The following is a 16,537-nucleotide window of genomic DNA, read 5'->3' on the forward strand; positions in this document are numbered from 1 at the left end:
CACGCCCCCTCATCATAGCGGCATGCTCATCACGTCCTTGTAAGCACCCAACAGCTTGTTCCGCACCTGCAGCGTCGCTTCAAAGGCAATGCTCGCCTTCTGCCGCGCCAGCATCACGGCGGCCAGATCCTGGCTGTCGCCCCGCTCATAAGCCGCCGCCTTGTCACCCGCCTCGGCCTGCACGGCGCTCACCGCCTTCAGCGCATCGCTCATCGCCGCCTCAAACGGCACCGCCCCGCCAGCCGGCGCAACCGCCTGGGCCGGCGTCGCCGCCCGCGCCAGCCCGCCCAGCTGGTCCGACTGGGCAAGGATGCGCGCCCTCAGCGCCATCACCGAAGAGGTATCAACCGGCGGCAACATCTATTGCACCCAGCTGCCAAGCGGCGGCCGGGTCCCGCGCCCGGCCATGCCCGCCAGCTTGTAGCGCAGTGTCCGCTCGCTGATGCCCAGCCGTGCCGCCGCCGCCCGCCGCGTCGGGCTGCCCGCCACCGCCTGCGCAATGGCGCGCGCCTCCTGCTCCCTGACCACGCCCGCCAGCGGCGCGTCACCCGCCATCGCCACCGGCAAGACCGGCGCGGCCATGTCAAACACCAGGTCGCCAGCCGCAATCGTCGCCCCGTCGCCCATCACCAGCGCCCGGTCGAGCACATTGCCAAGCTCGCGCACATTGCCCGGCCAGCCATGCGCAGCCAGCCGCGCCAGCGCCGCCGCCTCGACAAAGCCCACACACGCCTCGCCCGCCTCGAGCGCGCGCCGCAACAGCCAGGCCGCCGCAATCGCCGGCACATCCGCCGGCCGCGCCGCCAGCGGCAGGCTCTTCAGCGGGAACACGGCTAACCGGTAATAAAGGTCCGCCCGAAACCGCCCCTCGGCCACTTCGGCCGCCAGATCGCGGTTGCCGCACGCCACGATGCGCACATCCACCTTCACCGGCCGCGTCGCCCCCACCGGCAACACCTCGCGCTCCTGCAGCGCGCGCAGCAGCTTGGCCTGAAGCGCCAGCGGCAGTTCGGCCACTTCATCCAGCATCAGCGTGCCGCCATCGGCCTCACGAAACAGGCCCTTCCCCGATGAAACCGCGCCGGTAAACGCGCCCCGCTCATGGCCAAACAGCGTCGCCTCCAGCATCGCTTCGGGGAGCGCGGCGCAGTTCACCGCCACAAAGGCCCTCGCCCGGCGCGGCGACAGGCCATGCACCAGCCGCGCCAGCCCTTCCTTGCCGCTGCCCGTCGGCCCCTCGATCAACACCGAAACGCCGCGTGCCGCCACCCGCCCCACCAGCGCCAAGAGGTCGAGGCTCGCCGCATCCGCCGCCGCCGGCTGGCCCTCGGGCGTCACATAGGCCGCCACCAGCGCCAGCGCGAACGCCTCATCGCCCGCCGCCACCACCAGCCGCAGCGCCCCCTCCTCAAGCCACGCCTCAGAGCGCGCGCCCGGCTCGATATAAACATGCCGGCCCGCCGGCCGTTCCCCTTCCCAGACCACAGGCACGCTCGCCGGCACCGGCAGCGCCGCCAGCTGGCGCGGCAGCTCGGGCCAAAAGCCCGGGCCGGGCTTGTGCGGCCGTCGCACAGCCGAAGCCGGGCGCGGCGGGAGAGCGGGAGCGGAAACCGTCATGCCGCCTGCGGTGCAAGGGACGTGCCAACTCGCCGCCCTAGGGGGCACTCAAGACAGCGTCAATTTTCCGACAGGCCGCGGCGTCAAAATCCCGACACCCGTCAAGATTCCGACGCCAAAACAATAGGTTATAAAATAGTTAACGCGAAGTCCCGGCAATCACCCCGCCGCCAAGCACCTCGCTGCCGCGATAGAGCACCGCCGCCTGCCCCGGCGCCACGCCGATCTGCGCCTCTGCAAAAACCAGCGTCTCGCCGTCCATCCGCGCCGGCGCCAGCGCCGCCATCGAGCGCACCTTGGCCTCAACCGCCCCCGACCAGTCACCCAGCCGGTTCAGCTCCACCAGATGCGCGCCGCGCACTGCCAAAGACGCGCGCGGCCCCACCACCACCCGCCCCGCGGCGGCCTCGATCGCCAGCACATAGAGCGGTGCCGCGCTGCCGCCGATCTCAAGCCCGCGCCGCTGCCCGACGGTGAAGCGGTGAATGCCGCCATGCCGCCCCAGCACGCGCCCGCCCTCGTCCACAATCTCGCCGCCCGCCGCCAGCTCGGGGCGCAGCTTCTCGACGATATCGGCATAGTCGCCGCCGGCCACGAAGCAGATGTCCTGGCTGTCCGGCTTGGCCGCCACCCCAAGCCCCAGCCGGGCCGCCACCTCGCGCACCGCGCGCTTCTCCATATTGCCCAGCGGAAAGCGCAGATAATCAAGCTGTTCGGCCGTCGTCGCCCAGAGAAAATAGCTCTGGTCCTTGCCCATGTCGCGCCCGCGGTGCAGCGCCGCGCCGCTCGCGCCCATGACGCGGCGCACATAATGGCCCGTCAACAGCGCCTCGGCGCCCAGATCGCGCGCCAGTTCCAGCAGGTCCTGAAACTTCACCGTCTTGTTGCATTCCACACAGGGCACCGGCGTCCGCCCGGCCGCATAGCTGTCGGCAAAGGCCTCGATCACGCTTTCCCGAAACCGCGCCTCCATGTCGATCACATAATGGGCAAAGCCCATCCGGTCCGCCACCGCCCGCGCATCCCTGATATCCGCCCCCGCGCAGCAGGCGCCCGGCCGCGACGGCACCGCAGCGCCACCATAAAGCTGCAGCGTCACCCCCACCACATCCGCGCCCGCCGCCCGCGCCAGCGCCGCCACCACCGAGCTGTCCACCCCGCCCGACATGGCCACCGCCACACGCCGCCCGGCCAGCCCGTCCAGCCCTTCCACACCCAGCGCCGCCAGGTCGAGATCAAGATCCATCACATCACTCACGCGCCCGCCTTCCAGCCGTTGCCCGTCTCCGTCAACCCCCTCCCCGCCCACCACCGGACATTGGTTAACATCGATTCACAAAACCCAAGCCTAAGCCACGCCGTAGCTTGGCCGTGAACAACAAGTGCAGATCGATGAGCAAGGGCCAGGCAATCATGGAGCAAAAACCCATTTCAACAGAAAACGCCACGCCGCTCGATGATCCCGAGCTGCCGCCTGTTGATACCAAACGCTGGGTCATCCGCCGCAAGGCGCAAGTGCTGCGCGCCATCGAGGACGGCCGCCTCACCCGCGCCGAAGCCTGCGCACGCTACAACATCAGCGATGCCGAACTGCGCCTCTGGGAACGCGCCATCGCCTGCGCCGGCATCCCCGGCCTGCGCGTCACCCGCGTGCAGATCTATCGCCCGGTCTTCGAAGCCGGTGAAGTCCTGCCCTCGGCCAGCCACAGCGACAAGCCCTGAGGCCGCCCATGCCCGACGTCACACCATATAGACAAAAAACCACAGTCGAGCGCGATTTCATCGCGACCTTTGTGGCTGGTCTTTACAATTCCAACCATTTCGGGCAACCCAAGTCAGTCAGCAGCCGTCACATGACAGGTCCCGGCTGCTCACCGGAGGTGATGCCCATGCGAATTCTGCTCGTCGAAGATGACCGCCTGATGGCCCGCAGCGTCGAACTGATGCTCGATGAGGCCGGGATGGACCATGAGACCGCAGCCACCGGTGAAGCCGCGCTCGAATATGCGCGCACCTATGATTTCGACGTTGTCCTTCTCGATCTCACCCTGCCCGATCTCTCCGGCCATGAAGTGCTGCGCCAGCTGCGCCAGCTGCGCATCGGCACCCCGGTGCTGATCCTGTCGGGCGATGCCGAAACCTCCACCAAGGTCACCGGCTTCGGCGCCGGCGCTGATGATTATGTCACCAAGCCCTTCGAAAAGGCCGAGCTTCTTGCCCGTATCCATGCGCTGGTCCGGCGCAGTCAGGGCCATGCGGAGTCGGTCATCGTCACCGGCCCCGTCGCCATCGATCTCGCCGCCCGCACCGTCGCCGTCGATGGCCGCCGCGTCGCGCTCACCGGCAAGGAATATGCGATCCTCGAGATGCTCTCGCTGCGCAAGGGCATGACGCTGACCAAAGAAATGTTCCTCACCCACCTCTACGGTGGCCGTGACGAGCCCGAACTCAAGATCATCGACGTCTTCGTCTGCAAGCTGCGCAAGAAGCTGCATCTGGCCGGCGCGCCCGCCTCGGGCTGCATCGAAACGGTATGGGGCCGCGGCTATGCCCTGCGCGATCCCGAGACCGTGCCCGCCGCCGTCGCCTGATCCCTCGCAGCGTCTCCGAACAGCGGCCTCTCGCCGGGCGACGCCGGCCTTGCCGGCCAGCCTCTGCCAAGCAGGTGCCGTGTCAGACCAGCCGCCCCCAAACAATAGCCTGAGCCGCCGCACCGTTCTGGCCGGCGCCGCCCTGTCACCGGTCGCCGCCACAGCCGCCCGCACCGCCGCACCGCCCCGCTCCGCCCCCCCGCCCGAACGGCCCGTCTTTCTCGACCGTGAGCGCGCCAGCGCAGTCCTCGCCGCTGCCGGCCTCGATGCGCTGCTGCTCTCGGTGCCGGCGTCCGTCTATCACGCCACCAGCGCCTGGCCCGCGCTGGCCCGCATGGGCCAGACCGAAACCGCGCTCGCCCTCGTCCCGCAAGACCGGGCCGCGCCCATCGCCTTTCTCACCTCCCAATTCGTCCATTATTACACCGGCGCCGATATCGGCCTCGCCCCCGGCGTCCAGCCCTTCCTCGTCACCGCCCCCACCAGCCCTGACACGCCCTTCTTCTTCAAGGCCCAGCAGCCCGATCTGCCGCCGCGCGAGGTGCACCGCCGCGCCGCCGTCGCGCAGGGCACGCTTCATCCCGGCTTCGCCGCAGCCCTCGCCGCCGCCGCCACCGGGCTCGGTGGGACCAGCGCGCGCATCGGCCATGAAACCCTCGAAGCCGGTGCGCTCCTCGCCGCCGCCCTGCCGCGCGCCAGCCGCCACGCCGTGCCCGATCTCGCCCGCCACCTGCGCCTGCACAAGACCGCGCCCGAAATCGCGCTCATGCGCGCGGCGTCTGCCGTCAATGTCGCCGCCGGCCTCGCCACAGCGGCCGAAATGGGCCGCCTTGGCTCGCTGCAAGCGGTCCGCGACGCCTTCAATGCGCACGTCGCCGCCGCCGGCAACACGCCGGTGTTCATGGTCGTCGACGGTGTCATCGCGCCTGAAGTTGACGCCCCGCTGGTGCCGGGCCGCGCCGCGCTCATCGATTGCGTCAGCCACTGCGAGGGCTATCACGGCGATTTCGGGCGCACCGTCTTCCTCGGCGAGCCGCCGCGCGCCGCGCTCACCGCCGCCCGCCAGATTGCCAGCGCCTGGGAGGCGCTGCGCGCCGAGCTCCGCCCCGGCCTGCGCTTCTCCGAGGTCCGCGCCCGCGGCGCCGCCCTGCTCAAGGCGCAGGGCAGCAGCCTCGCCGTGCCCTTCAATCCCCATGTGGTCGGCCTCAACCATACCGACCAGCCGAAGTTCGATCTCGCCGGCAAGCCCGTCGATCATGTGCTGGCGCCGGGCATGACGATCAGCGTCGATTGCCCGCTGATGGAAGTCGGCCTTTGGGGCACGCTCCACCTCGAAGACCTGACCCTGATCACGGCGGATGGCAGCACGCCGCTGCACGACACCGGCCAGCAGATCATCATCGCCTGAGCCAACCCTTTCCCAAACCCGCCAGCCCGGCTATCCACAGCCCATGAGCGTCTTCGCTTCCCTCGCGGGTGCCGCCGCCGGCATGATTATCGGCGGCCCCCTCGGTGCCATTGTCGGCGCCGCAGCGGGCGGCGGCCTTGGCATCATGCTCAAGGGCGCCGCCCGCCCCTCTGACCGGCCGGTCGCCTTCACCATTGCCGCCATCGCGCTCGCCGCCAAAATGGCCGGCGCCGACGGCGACGCCACCGCGGCCGAGTTCCAGACCTTCAAGCGCCTGTTCCGCGTCGCCCCGCAGGAGGCGGAGAATGTCCGCCGCTTCTACGATCTCGCCAAGAAAAGCCCCGATGGCCACGAAGCCTATGCAGCTCAAGCCGCCCGCCTGCTCGGCCCCGGCTCGCCGCTCCTTGAAGACCTGCTCGAAGCGCTCTGGCTGATCGCCGCCACCGATGGCTTCCACCCCGCCGAAATGCCCTATCTCGCCTCGGTCGCCCATCATCTCGGCATCGCGCCCGCCCAAGCCGCCGCCATCCGCGCCCGCTACACCAATACCCCCGACGATAATCCCTGGGCGGTGCTGGGCGTCACGCCCGGGGCCGACGCCGCCACCCTCAAACGCGCCTATCACGCGCTCGTCCGCCAATATCACCCCGACCGCCACCTCGCTGAGGGCATGCCGTCGGAATTCATCCGCGTCGCCGAAGCGCGCATGGCCGCCATCAACAGCGCCTATGGGGCCCTCACCGGCAAGAGCGCCCAGAGCCGGCAAAGCGCATGACCATCATCGCCCACCCCTCCCCCAATCACGACGAGCGCCGCCTGCCGGTCTCGATGCTGATCCTCCATTATACCGGCATGCAGACCGCCGACGCCGCGCTCGCCCGCCTGTCCGACCCGGAAGCCAAGGTCAGCGCCCATTATCTCATCGCCGAAGACGGCCAGACCTTCGCGCTCGTCGATGAGAGCCGCCGCGCCTGGCACGCCGGCATGAGCTATTGGCGCGGCGTCACCGACATCAACAGCGCCAGCATCGGCATCGAGCTGGCCAATCCCGGCCATGAATGGGGCTATACCCCCTTCCCGCCCGAGCAGATCGCGGCGCTGGAAACGCTGATGCGCGGCGTGCTCGCCCGCCACGCCATCCCGCGTTCGCACATCATCGGCCACAGCGACATCGCGCCCCGCCGCAAGTCCGACCCCGGCGAGCTGTTCCCCTGGCAGCACCTCGCCCAACTCGGCCTCGCCGTCCCCATGCCGGTGGCCGATGTCGATCCCAACTGGCTCGACATCGGCTTCATGGCCGCACTCGCCCGCTACGGCTATGATACCGGCTGGCCCAAAGAGGCCGTCATCGCCTTCCAGCGCCGCTTCCGCCCGGCCAATATCGACGGCACCATCGACGCCGAAACCCGCGCCCTGCTGTTCTCGCTGCTGCGCCACCCCCAAGCCTTTCAATGAACGAACAGCCGCTCGAACGGCCCGTCCCCCGGCCGCGCCTCATCCCCCGGCTGCAACGCTGGTGGCGCAAGGATGTCGTTGGCGAAATCGACCATGCCTCGGTTGCCGAGCGCATCGATCACGATGCCGAATGGTCGCTGCGCTATCTGTTCATGGTGCTGATGTCGGCCGGCATCGCCATTCTCGGCCTGCTCCAGTCCTCGCCTGCGGTGGTCATCGGCGCCATGCTCATCTCGCCGCTGATGGGCCCGATCATCGGGCTCGGTTTCGCGCTCGCCATCTTCGACTGGCGCGAGATCCGCACCAGCCTCATCGCCCTTGCGCTCGGCAGCGCACTCGGCGTGGGCATCGCCGCGCTCATCGTGCTGGCCTCGCCGCTGCAGGGCGTCACGCCCGAAATCCTCGCCCGCACGCGGCCCAACCTGTTCGATCTGCTTGTCGCCGTCTTTTCCGCGCTCGCCGGCACCTACGCCACCATCCGCGGCCGGGGGGAAACCGTTGTCGGCGTCGCCATCGCCACGGCGCTGATGCCACCGCTCGCCGTCGTCGGCTATGGGCTGGCCACGCTCAACGCCTCGATCTTTGGCGGCGCACTTGCATTGTTCATCACCAACCTCATCGCCATCGCGCTCACCGCCGCGCTGATGGCCCGCCTCTACGGCTTTGCCGAAGACATTTCGCCCACCCAGACCCGCAACCAGACCCTGCTGATCTCGGCTGTGTTCCTGCTCATGGCCGTGCCGCTGGCGCTGGCGCTGCGCCAGATCGCCCGGGAATCGCTGCTCACCCGACAGCTGCGCACCGCCATCCTCGCCGAACTCGCGCCCGGCAGCCGCATCTCGCAGCTCGACATCAAACATGCCGCCCACCCTGCCAACGCCGCCGCCGTCGTCGTCACCCCAAGCTACACGCCGCAAGCCGAAGCCGCCATCGCCGCGCGCTGGCGCAACCTCACCGCGCCCGACGCCGCCTTCAACCTCAACCAGCTCGTCGCCAATCAGGATCTGCCCCGCATCGAGCAGGAGCGCGCCGCGCTTGCCGAAGTTCAGCGCCGCGAAGCCACGGGTGCTGCCACCGCTACCGGGCTCATCGAAGCCGTCACGCTGGCCACCCAGATCCCGCAGCAGAACATCACCGTGTCGCTCGACCAGCGCCGCCTCACCGCCAACGCCCCGCCCGGCATCCCCCTTGCCGTCCTTGCCGAAACCGAAGGCAATCTCGCCCTGCTCCACCGGGACTGGCAAATCCGCCTCTTCCCCTCGCCCACCACCCGCCTCGCCGTGCCCTTCGCGCCCGACAGCGCCGATATCGCGGGCGACAGCGCCACCCGCCTCGCCCATGCGCATTGGGCACTTGAACGCTGGACCATCAACCGCGTCACCGTGGTCGGCTACGCCCCCGCCCCGGCCGCGAGCCGCCGAACCCGCGCCAATCCCGCGCGCGATCAGGCGATCGAACTGGCCAATGCCCGCGCCGAAGCCATTGCCGATGCGCTGGCCGCAACCGGCATCAACACACGCATCGAAATCGAACCGCTGAGCGAAGACACGGGTCTCGCCAACACCATAACCCTGAAAATCAGCGAATAGTCCCGAAATCCACCACCGAGCGCGTCAGCACCGCGCCATCATCGTCCACCACCAGCCGCAACCGCCGCTGCCCGAGCGTGAAGCTCAGCCGCCAGCGCCCCTCGTCCTCGCCCACGCCCTCTTCCTGCCCCACCTTGATCCGGCCTTCGCGCAGCAGCCCCGGCACCTCGGCCGCCGCCACAAGCAAGGCCGCGCCAATCACCTCGGCCGCCACCACAAAGCCCTCGCCGTCGCGCACCACATCACCGCTCATGAATAGTTGAAGCTGATCGAAACCCGCTTCCCTCCCGCCTTCGGGCCAGACCAGACCGGCACCTCGTGCCGCAGCCAGCTCTCCCAGAGATAGACCGTCCCCGCCTCGGGCGTCAGATAAACAAAGGTCCGCGCCGCCTCGGGCGCATCCTCGGCCCGCCCCGGCGCCGCCATCATCAGCGGCAGCCGCGGGTCCTCCAGCTTCAGCCCCGACGCGCCCGCCGGCAGCGCCACATACAGCGTGCCCGACACAGCCGAATGCGGATGAATATGCCCCGAATGCCCCGCGCCCGCATCAAGCACATTCACCCACATCGAATCGAGCTTCAGCTTCCGGCCCGGCGCCATGAACCCCGCCTTCACAAAGGCCGCCACCTGCCGGTCCAGCCAGCGCTTCAGATCAGCAAAGGCCGGGTCGCGCACCGGCAGATCATCGAGCGACGCATAAGAGGTATAGCCGCCATAGCTCTGCGCCCGGCACCAGCGCCGCCCGGCCCGGTCATCGCGCGCCAGCGCCGTGCAGCTCGCGGACAGGTCGGCCAGCAGCGCCGCGTCGGCGAGCCGATCCTCCCACAGATGCGTCACGAAAAGCGGTCTCACAGCCATGGCCGCATCAACACCTATCCATCGCCGCCCGCAATCCCTATATTGCCCCCGTGGTCAGGGCACCGGGCGACCGCTGGCGCAAGCCAGAGGAAAGTCCGGGCTCCACGGAACACGGTGCCGGGTAACACCCGGCGGGGGCAACCCCAGGGAAAGTGCCACAGAGAGCAGACCGCCGATGGTGCCAACGGTCGCAAGACCGGGGGCACACAGGCAAGGGTGAAAGGGTGCGGCAAGAGCGCACCGCGCGTCTGGCAACAGCACGCGGCATGGCAAACCCCACCGGGAGCAAGACCGAATAGGGGCGGCACGCGGCGAAAGCCGCAGGGCAGGAACCGGCCCCGCCGCCCGGGTTGGTTGCAAGAGGCGGCTGGCAACAGCCGTCCCAGATGAATGGTCGCCCCCCGGCAACGGGGACAGAACCCGGCTTACATGGTGCCCTGATCACATTCGGCTGACGATTGCGCAGCAATCGGCAGACTCGAATGTGATCCGGCCGGCGGGGCGGCGCGCACTTGCCGCGCCGAACCCGTCCGACGCGTGCTTCGCCGCGTTGCCTTCTTCGTCCTTTTGGGACTCCCCCTAAGGCAACCCCCCACCATTGGCCGCCCGCGCCGCCCAATAAGCCGCCGCCGCCTCATCCCGCGCCACCCCGCGCCCATCCGCCAGCGCGCGCGCCAACGCCAGCTGCGCCGGCACATAACCCCGGTTCGCCGCCCGCAGCCACCAGGCCACCGCCGCCGCCGGGTCGGTCGGCCGCCCCTGTCCGCGCGCCGCCATGCCCCCCAAAATCGTCTCCGCCACCGCCGAACCCTGCGCCGCCAACGGCTTCAGCGCGGCGCGCGCCGCCTCAAAGTCGCCCCGCCCATGCGCCTCCAACCCTGCCTGCAGCAAGCCCGCCGTCGCCATCAGGATCAACCCAAACGCCATCCCTCACCCCGACCGCAACAAGGCCACACCAGCATCCCGCTCAAAGAGATAGAGCAGCACCCGCGCCGCCGCACCCCGCGGCCCCTCCAGCCCGCCATCACGGTCAAGCAGCAGCCGCGCATCATCATGCGCCATGCCCACCAGCTGTGCCACCTGTTCGGCGTCCGCCAGCCGGAGCGCGGCATCGCCCGATTGCCGCGTCCCCAAAATCTCGCCCGATCCGCGCAGCTTCAGGTCCGCCTCGGCAATGCGAAAGCCATCGTTGGTCTCGCGCATCAGCGCCAGCCGAGCGCGCGCGGTCTCCGAAAGCTCGTCCCCGCGCAGCAGCACACACACTGATTTGCCCGGCCCCCGCCCCACCCGCCCGCGCAGCTGGTGCAACTGCGCCAGGCCAAAGCGCTCGGCCGCCTCCACCACCATCAGCGTCGCATTGGGCACATCCACCCCCACCTCTATCACCGTCGTCGCCACCAGCACTGAAAGCCGCCCGGCGGCAAACTCCGCCATCACCGCGTCTTTGGCCGCCGGCTTCATCCGCCCATGCACCAGCCCGACCCGGTCGTCGCCCAGCGCGCCGCGCAAGAAGGCCGCCCGCCCCTCCGCCGCCGCCTCATCGCCCTCCTCGCTGCCGCTCACCAGCGGACACACCCAATAGGCCTGCCCGCCCCCCGCCACATGCCGCGCCAGCCCCTCGACCAGCGCCTCGAACCGCTCCGGCCCCATCACCCGCGTCTCGATCGGCTGGCGTCCGGGCGGCAGCTCATCGATGCGGCTGGCGTCCATCTCGCCAAAATTGGTCAGCTCCAGCGTGCGCGGAATGGGTGTTGCCGTCATCGCCAGCAGATGCGGGTGGGTGCGTGCCTTGGCCGTCAGCATCAGCCGCTGCGCCACCCCGAAGCGGTGCTGCTCATCGACCACCACCAGCGCCAGGTCATGGTAAACCACCTCGTCCTGAAAGATCGCATGCGTGCCCACCAATATGTCCACCTCGCCCGCCGCCAAGGCGCTCAAAAGCTCCTTGCGCCCGCGCCCCTTGTCGCGCCCGGTCAACACCGCGAGGCGCACCGGCATGTCGCCCAGCATCCGCGCCAGCGTATCGGCATGCTGGCGCGCCAGAATCTCGGTCGGCGCCAAAAGGCAGGCCTGTGCGCCCGCCTCCACCGCGCGCAGCATCGCCATCAAGGCCACCAGCGTCTTGCCGCTGCCCACATCGCCCTGCAGCAGCCGCAGCATCGGCGTCGCCTGCGCCATGTCGCCGGCAATCTCCTCGCCCACCCGCGCCTGCGCTGCGGTCAACGAAAATGGCAGCCGCGCCGCCAGCATGTCCCGCAGCCGCCCATCGCCCACCAGTGCGCGGCCCCGCCGCATCCGCGTGTCGCGCCGCACCAGGAGCAGCGCCAGCTGATTGGCCAAGATCTCGTCATAGGCCAGCCGCGCCCGCACCGCCTCGCCGCCCTCCATGGCATGCGCCGCCCTGAGCGCATCGGCCCATGCGGGCCAGCCGCGCGCCGTCATCACGCTCGGCTCCACCCATTCGCCAAGCGCCGGCAGCCGCTTCAGCGCTGCCGTCACCACCCCCGCCAGCCGCCGGTTGGTCAGCCCCTCGGTCAGCCCATAGACCGGCTCGCGCAGCGGCAGCCGCGCGGCTTGGCCCGGCGCCAGCACATCGGGATGGCTCATCCTCAGGCTCATGCCGAAGCGGTCAAGCTTGCCGCTCACCGTCTTCGCTTCGCCAATCGGCATCAGCCGCCGCGCCCAGGCCCCGGTCTGGCCAAACCAGACAAGCTCGATCACCGTGCCGCCGCCGTCACGCGCCATCACCCGCAGCGGTCGCCGCCCATAGCCCTCCTCATGGCTCACCGCCGTCAGCGTCGCCACCACCGGCCGGCCGACGAGCGATTCGTCCAGCCGGTCGGTCACCACCCGCTCGATCGCCATCACCGGCAGATGCCAGAGCAGATCGATCACGCGGCCAATCTTCAGCCGCGCCAATTGCCGCACCAACGCCGGGCCCACCCCTTCCAGGCTCTGGATTTCCGCAAACAGCGGGTTGAGGATGGCGGGCCGCATGATAAGCACATGCCATAGCGCCCGCGCGCCGGCTTTCAAACCGGCACGCGGGCAAATCCCGTTTCAAGCGAAAGTCCCGCCAGTGTCCGACATCCCCCCCGAAGAGCAGCGGCTGCGCAAGCTGATGTTCCGCGCCGACCATCGCGGCACCCGCGAAGCCGATTACATCATCGGCGGATTCGCCCGCAAATATGCCGCCACATGGTCCGAAGACGAGCTCCAGTGGTTCGAAGCCATCCTCCATGAGCAGGATGTCGATGTCATGGCCTGGGCGCTCGGCACCGCCGAACCGCCCGAAAAATATCGCGGCCCCATGCTCGAGGCGCTGCGCCGCATGGATTTCATCGAAACGCCCAGCACGCTCGAAAAAGACTAGCCTTGCTCGACATTTCCGCTCTCGCCGCCGCGCGCCGCCCGCTCACGCTCGCCCGCGCCGCGCCCGGCTTCCTGCCCTGGCTGCTCGCCGATCTCGCCCGCGCCCGGGCAGGGTCAGGTCGCGCCGTCATCATCGCCGCCGATGATGCGCAGGCCAGCAGCATCGCCGAAGCCAGCGCGTTCTTCGCCCCCGAACTCACCATCATCCGCATCCCGGCCTGGGATTGCCTGCCCTATGACCGCGCCTCGCCCAGCCTGCGCGCCGCCGCCGAGCGCCTCGCCGGCCTCGCCGCCCTGCTCCAGCCGCCCAAGGGCGCCGAACTTGTCGTCACCACCGTCGCAGCCGCCACCCAGCGCACCCTGACTCCGGCCCGGCTTCGCTCGCTCGCCGCCCATCTCGCGCCCGGCACCGCCATCGACCGCGACGCGCTCGCCGCCCGGCTTGCCGCCAATGGCTATGTCCGCGCCGACACGGTGGTCGAGCCCGGCGAGTATGCCGTGCGCGGCGCGCTCCTCGATCTCATGCCCGCAGGCAGCGACCACGGCCTGCGCCTCGATTTCTTCGGCGACGAGATCGAGACCATCCGCCGGTTCGACCCTGCCACCCAGCGCAGCCTCGGTCAGGCCAGTCCCTTCACCCTGCTGCCGGTCAGCGAAGTCCTGCTCGACGAGGCCCGCATCAAGGCCTTCCGCCAGGGCTGGCTCGCCCGCTTCGGGGCCAGCGCCACCGCCGATCCGCTCTACGAAGCCGTCTCCGAAGGCCGCCGCCAGTCCGGCATGGAACATTGGCTGCCGCTGTTCGAGCCCGAGCTCGCCACCCTGTTCGATCATCTCGGCCCCACCGACAGCATTGTCCAGGATCACGGCGTCGCCGGTGCCGCCGAGAGCCGCTTCGAAGCGATCACCGATTATCACGACAACCGCGCCGCCGCACTCGCCGAGCCGCCCGCCAAGCGCCGCCCGCAGGCGATGCGCGCCAGCCCCTATCGCCCGCTCGCCGCGGAAGCGCTCTATCTCGCGCCCGCCGAATGGGCCGAGCTGCTCAAGGCGCGCGCCGTCCACACCGCCACGCCCTTCGCCGTCCCCGACGGCACCCGCGACGCCATCGACTGCGCCGCGGAAGCCCCGCGTGATTTCACCCCCGAGCGCGTCGCCCAGTCAAACGGCGGCCCGCCCGTCTATGCCGCCATCAAGGCCCATATCGACCGGGCGCGGGCCGAAAAGACCCGCCTCATCATCGCCAGCTACACCGCCGGCAGCCGCGACCGGCTCGGCGGCCTGCTCGTCGATGAAGGCGTTGAACATATCGTGCCCACCGAAAGCTGGCAGGCCGCACAAGCTGCCGCCGCCAAGGGTGCCGTCGCGCTCTGCGTCCTGCCGCTCGATCACGGCTTCACCCAGCAGGGCCGCCAGCACCGCCTCCAGCTCCTCACCGAGCAGGACATGCTCGGCGACCGCCTCGTCCGCCGCCGCCGCTCGGCGCGCAAGGCCGACAGCTTCATGGCCGAGCTCGCCAGCCTCGCGCCCGGCGATCTCGTCGTCCACCGCGATCATGGCATCGGCCGCTATGATGGCCTCGTCACCCTCGAAATCGGCAAGCGCCCGCACGAATGCGTGGCCCTCACCTATGACGGCGCCAGCCGCCTCTATGTGCCCGTTGAAAATCTCGACGTGCTGAGCCGCTACGGCTCCGATTCCGAAGGCATCGCCCTCGACAAGCTGGGCGGCGTCGCCTGGGCCACCCGCCGCGGCAAGATGAAGGAGCGCATCCGCGAAATCGCCGGCGAGCTGCTCAAGACCGCCGCCGAGCGCGCGCTGCGCATCGGCGAGCCCGCCATCCCCGACGCGCATGACGCCGCCCAGTTCGCCGACCGCTTCCCTTATGCCGAAACCGATGACCAGCTCCGCGCCATCGACGATGTGCTTGCCGATCTCGCCTCTGGCCGCCCGATGGACCGGCTGGTCTGCGGCGATGTCGGCTTCGGCAAGACCGAAGTGGCGCTGCGCGCCGCCCATGCCGCCGCCATGGCCGGCCTTCAGGTCGCCGTCGTCTGCCCCACCACGCTCTTGGCGCGCCAGCACTACGCCGGCTTCACCGAGCGCTTCGCCGGCCTGCCGGTGCGCATCGGCCATCTCAGCCGCCTCGTCGGCGCTGCCGAGGCCAGCCAGACCCGCGACGGCCTCGCCGATGGCACCGTCGACATCGTCATCGGCACCCATGCGCTGCTCTCCAAATCCACCAGCTTCAAGCGCCTCGGCCTGGTCATCGTCGATGAGGAACAGCGCTTCGGCGTCGTCCACAAGGAGCGGCTGAAGGCCTTGAAGGCCGATGTCCATGTCCTGACCCTGACCGCCACCCCCATCCCGCGCACCCTGCAGATGGCGCTCACGGGCCTGCGCGAAATGTCGATCATCGCCACCCCGCCCGTCGACCGCCTCGCCGTGCGCACCTATGTCATCCCCTTTGACGAGATCGTCATCCGCGAAGCCCTGCTGCGCGAGCATCACCGCGGCGGCCAGAGCTTCATCGTCGTCCCCCGCATCGCCGATCTCGCCGACATGGAAGAATATATCCGCGAGCAGGTCCCCGAAGTCCGCCCCGTCACCGCGCATGGCCAGATGAGCCCGACCGAAGTCGAAGACCGCATGGCCGGCTTCGTCGACAAGCGCTATGATGTGCTGCTCGCCACCACCATCATCGAAAGCGGGCTCGACATTCCAGCCGCCAACACCCTCATCGTTCACCGCGCCGACCGCTTCGGCCTCGCCCAGCTCTACCAGATCCGCGGCCGCGTCGGCCGCGCGAAAACACGCGCCTATGCCTATCTCACCACGCCCCCCGATCAGGTCGTCACCGAGGCCGCCGAAAAGCGGCTACAAGTCCTCTCCGCCCTCGACACATTGGGCGCCGGCTTCCAGCTCGCCAGCCACGACCTCGACCAGCGCGGTGCGGGCAACCTGCTCGGCGATGAACAATCAGGCCATATCAAGGAGATCGGCTTCGAGCTCTACCAGTCAATGCTCGAAGAGGCGATCCTCGAAGCCCGCGCCGCGGCCTCGGGCATGAAGCCGCCCGAAGAAGCCTTTTCGCCGCAGATCTCGGTCGAACTGCCCATCCTCATCCCCGAAGATCACGTCCCCGATCTCAATGTCCGCATGGCGCTCTACCGCCGCCTCAACGAGCTCGAATCCCGCCCCGATATCGACAGCTTCGCCGCCGAGATCATCGACCGCTTCGGCCCGCTGCCCACCGAATTCCAGAATCTGCTCGCCGTCATCGAGATCAAGCTGGCCTGCCTCAAGGCCAATGTCGCCAAGCTCGAAGCCGGCCAGAAAGGCGCGCTGGTCACGCTGCAGAATGACAGTTTCGCCAACCCCGCCGGCCTGCTCGCCTGGATCGAGAAGCTCGGCCCCCGCGCCCGCCTCCGCCCCGATCAGAAGCTCTTCATCGGCGCCGACTGGAGCCACGACGCCACCCGCCTCAAGGGCGCCCTGCAAATCGCCACCAGCCTCGCCAAGCTGGCAACAGGCGCAGCCCCCAAGGCCACCACCCCCAAGCCAAATCCCCAGGGCAAACCGCTCCCCGCCCGCCCCGGCGTCTTTCGCGCCAAGATCAAGACCTGAGGCCATGCCCCGCTTGACAGCGC

The 16,537-nt window shown here is 69.4% G+C and carries 15 protein-coding genes and 1 other RNA gene; 9 read left to right on the top strand and 7 right to left on the bottom strand.

The features are described from left to right. Positions 1-12: 12 nt before the first annotated feature. The 3 genes from ACMVO5_RS04940 to mnmA all read right to left on the bottom strand — a co-directional run bounded on the left by ACMVO5_RS04940 (position 13) and on the right by mnmA (position 2,863). Complete coding sequence (locus ACMVO5_RS04940; RefSeq protein WP_416908963.1) at positions 13-360, bottom strand: flagellar hook-basal body complex protein FliE; 348 nt, start codon at positions 358-360, stop codon at positions 13-15. Beyond that, positions 361-1,617, bottom strand: a complete 1,257-nt coding sequence (locus ACMVO5_RS04945; protein WP_416908964.1) for a sigma 54-interacting transcriptional regulator — start codon at positions 1,615-1,617, stop codon at positions 361-363. Between the two features lie 139 nt (positions 1,618-1,756). After that, positions 1,757-2,863 (bottom strand): tRNA 2-thiouridine(34) synthase MnmA, encoded by a 1,107-nt coding sequence (gene mnmA / locus ACMVO5_RS04950; RefSeq protein ID WP_416909301.1) that lies wholly within the window; start codon positions 2,861-2,863, stop codon positions 1,757-1,759. A 167-nt stretch (positions 2,864-3,030) separates the two neighbouring features. On the opposite strand from mnmA, the gene ACMVO5_RS04955 reads away from it, so the two are divergent. From ACMVO5_RS04955 to ACMVO5_RS04980, 6 genes are all read left to right on the top strand, one after another. Continuing rightward, positions 3,031-3,339, top strand: a complete 309-nt coding sequence (locus ACMVO5_RS04955) for a DUF1153 domain-containing protein (RefSeq protein WP_416908965.1) — start codon at positions 3,031-3,033, stop codon at positions 3,337-3,339. A 167-nt stretch (positions 3,340-3,506) separates the two neighbouring features. Further along, positions 3,507-4,208: a response regulator transcription factor gene (locus tag ACMVO5_RS04960; protein ID WP_416909302.1), complete on the top strand. Its 702-nt coding sequence runs from the start codon at positions 3,507-3,509 to the stop codon at positions 4,206-4,208. Positions 4,209-4,287: 79 nt separating this feature from the next. Continuing rightward, complete coding sequence (locus ACMVO5_RS04965) at positions 4,288-5,616, top strand: M24 family metallopeptidase (protein WP_416908967.1); 1,329 nt, start codon at positions 4,288-4,290, stop codon at positions 5,614-5,616. A 43-nt stretch (positions 5,617-5,659) separates the two neighbouring features. Further along, on the top strand, positions 5,660-6,391 hold the full coding sequence (locus ACMVO5_RS04970) for a TerB family tellurite resistance protein (RefSeq protein ID WP_416908968.1): 732 nt from the start codon (positions 5,660-5,662) through the stop codon (positions 6,389-6,391). After that, entirely contained in the window at positions 6,388-7,071 is a 684-nt protein-coding gene (locus ACMVO5_RS04975; protein ID WP_416908969.1) for an N-acetylmuramoyl-L-alanine amidase, read from the top strand. Before ACMVO5_RS04970 ends, ACMVO5_RS04975 begins: the two co-directional genes overlap by 4 nt. Beyond that, the gene (locus ACMVO5_RS04980) at positions 7,068-8,660 is read left to right on the top strand and encodes a DUF389 domain-containing protein (RefSeq protein ID WP_416908970.1); all 1,593 of its coding nucleotides are present in this window, start codon (positions 7,068-7,070) and stop codon (positions 8,658-8,660) included. Before ACMVO5_RS04975 ends, ACMVO5_RS04980 begins: the two co-directional genes overlap by 4 nt. Here the strand turns inward: ACMVO5_RS04980 and ACMVO5_RS04985 are convergent. Next, positions 8,650-8,913 (bottom strand): DUF6522 family protein, encoded by a 264-nt coding sequence (locus ACMVO5_RS04985; RefSeq protein ID WP_416908971.1) that lies wholly within the window; start codon positions 8,911-8,913, stop codon positions 8,650-8,652. The two genes, ACMVO5_RS04980 and ACMVO5_RS04985, sit on opposite strands and share 11 nt — an antisense overlap. Then, positions 8,910-9,518 (bottom strand): TIGR02466 family protein, encoded by a 609-nt coding sequence (locus tag ACMVO5_RS04990; protein ID WP_416908972.1) that lies wholly within the window; start codon positions 9,516-9,518, stop codon positions 8,910-8,912. Before ACMVO5_RS04990 ends, ACMVO5_RS04985 begins: the two co-directional genes overlap by 4 nt. Before the next feature lie 54 nt (positions 9,519-9,572). Here ACMVO5_RS04990 and rnpB point away from each other — a divergent pair. After that, positions 9,573-9,963: RNase P RNA component class A (rnpB, locus tag ACMVO5_RS04995), an RNA gene on the top strand. 134 nt (positions 9,964-10,097) lie between these two features. On the opposite strand, the gene ACMVO5_RS05000 is transcribed toward rnpB, so the two are convergent. Beyond that, positions 10,098-10,445, bottom strand: coding sequence for a hypothetical protein (locus tag ACMVO5_RS05000; protein ID WP_416908973.1), 348 nt, complete (start codon positions 10,443-10,445; stop codon positions 10,098-10,100). 3 nt (positions 10,446-10,448) lie between these two features. Next, on the bottom strand, positions 10,449-12,515 hold the full coding sequence (gene recG, locus ACMVO5_RS05005) for an ATP-dependent DNA helicase RecG (RefSeq protein ID WP_416908974.1): 2,067 nt from the start codon (positions 12,513-12,515) through the stop codon (positions 10,449-10,451). A 124-nt stretch (positions 12,516-12,639) separates the two neighbouring features. Here recG and ACMVO5_RS05010 point away from each other — a divergent pair, with 124 nt between their 5' ends. Both ACMVO5_RS05010 and mfd read left to right on the top strand, forming a co-directional pair. Continuing rightward, the gene (locus ACMVO5_RS05010; RefSeq protein ID WP_416909303.1) at positions 12,640-12,891 is read left to right on the top strand and encodes a succinate dehydrogenase assembly factor 2; all 252 of its coding nucleotides are present in this window, start codon (positions 12,640-12,642) and stop codon (positions 12,889-12,891) included. Positions 12,892-12,893: 2 nt separating this feature from the next. Further along, positions 12,894-16,514, top strand: a complete 3,621-nt coding sequence (gene mfd, locus ACMVO5_RS05015) for a transcription-repair coupling factor (protein WP_416908975.1) — start codon at positions 12,894-12,896, stop codon at positions 16,512-16,514. The last annotated feature ends 23 nt before the right edge of the window (positions 16,515-16,537 follow it).

The sequence above is a fragment of the Polymorphobacter sp. genome, assembly GCF_048007885.1.
GTDB lineage: Bacteria > Pseudomonadota > Alphaproteobacteria > Sphingomonadales > Sphingomonadaceae > Sandarakinorhabdus.

Excerpts from the sequence above, each read along its gene's own strand:
- ACMVO5_RS04940 (WP_416908963.1), bottom strand. The coding sequence starts at position 360 with ATGTTGCCGCCGGTTGATACCTCTTCGGTGATGGCGCTGAGGGCGCGC.
- ACMVO5_RS04945 (WP_416908964.1), bottom strand. The coding sequence starts at position 1,617 with ATGACGGTTTCCGCTCCCGCTCTCCCGCCGCGCCCGGCTTCGGCTGTG.
- mnmA (WP_416909301.1), bottom strand. The coding sequence starts at position 2,863 with ATGGATCTTGATCTCGACCTGGCGGCGCTGGGTGTGGAAGGGCTGGAC.
- ACMVO5_RS04955 (WP_416908965.1), top strand. The coding sequence starts at position 3,031 with ATGGAGCAAAAACCCATTTCAACAGAAAACGCCACGCCGCTCGATGAT.
- ACMVO5_RS04960 (WP_416909302.1), top strand. The coding sequence starts at position 3,507 with ATGCGAATTCTGCTCGTCGAAGATGACCGCCTGATGGCCCGCAGCGTC.
- ACMVO5_RS04970 (WP_416908968.1), top strand. The coding sequence starts at position 5,660 with ATGAGCGTCTTCGCTTCCCTCGCGGGTGCCGCCGCCGGCATGATTATC.
- ACMVO5_RS04975 (WP_416908969.1), top strand. The coding sequence starts at position 6,388 with ATGACCATCATCGCCCACCCCTCCCCCAATCACGACGAGCGCCGCCTG.
- ACMVO5_RS04980 (WP_416908970.1), top strand. The coding sequence starts at position 7,068 with ATGAACGAACAGCCGCTCGAACGGCCCGTCCCCCGGCCGCGCCTCATC.
- ACMVO5_RS04985 (WP_416908971.1), bottom strand. The coding sequence starts at position 8,913 with ATGAGCGGTGATGTGGTGCGCGACGGCGAGGGCTTTGTGGTGGCGGCC.
- ACMVO5_RS04990 (WP_416908972.1), bottom strand. The coding sequence starts at position 9,518 with ATGGCTGTGAGACCGCTTTTCGTGACGCATCTGTGGGAGGATCGGCTC.
- ACMVO5_RS05000 (WP_416908973.1), bottom strand. The coding sequence starts at position 10,445 with ATGGCGTTTGGGTTGATCCTGATGGCGACGGCGGGCTTGCTGCAGGCA.
- recG (WP_416908974.1), bottom strand. The coding sequence starts at position 12,515 with ATGCGGCCCGCCATCCTCAACCCGCTGTTTGCGGAAATCCAGAGCCTG.
- ACMVO5_RS05010 (WP_416909303.1), top strand. The coding sequence starts at position 12,640 with ATGTTCCGCGCCGACCATCGCGGCACCCGCGAAGCCGATTACATCATC.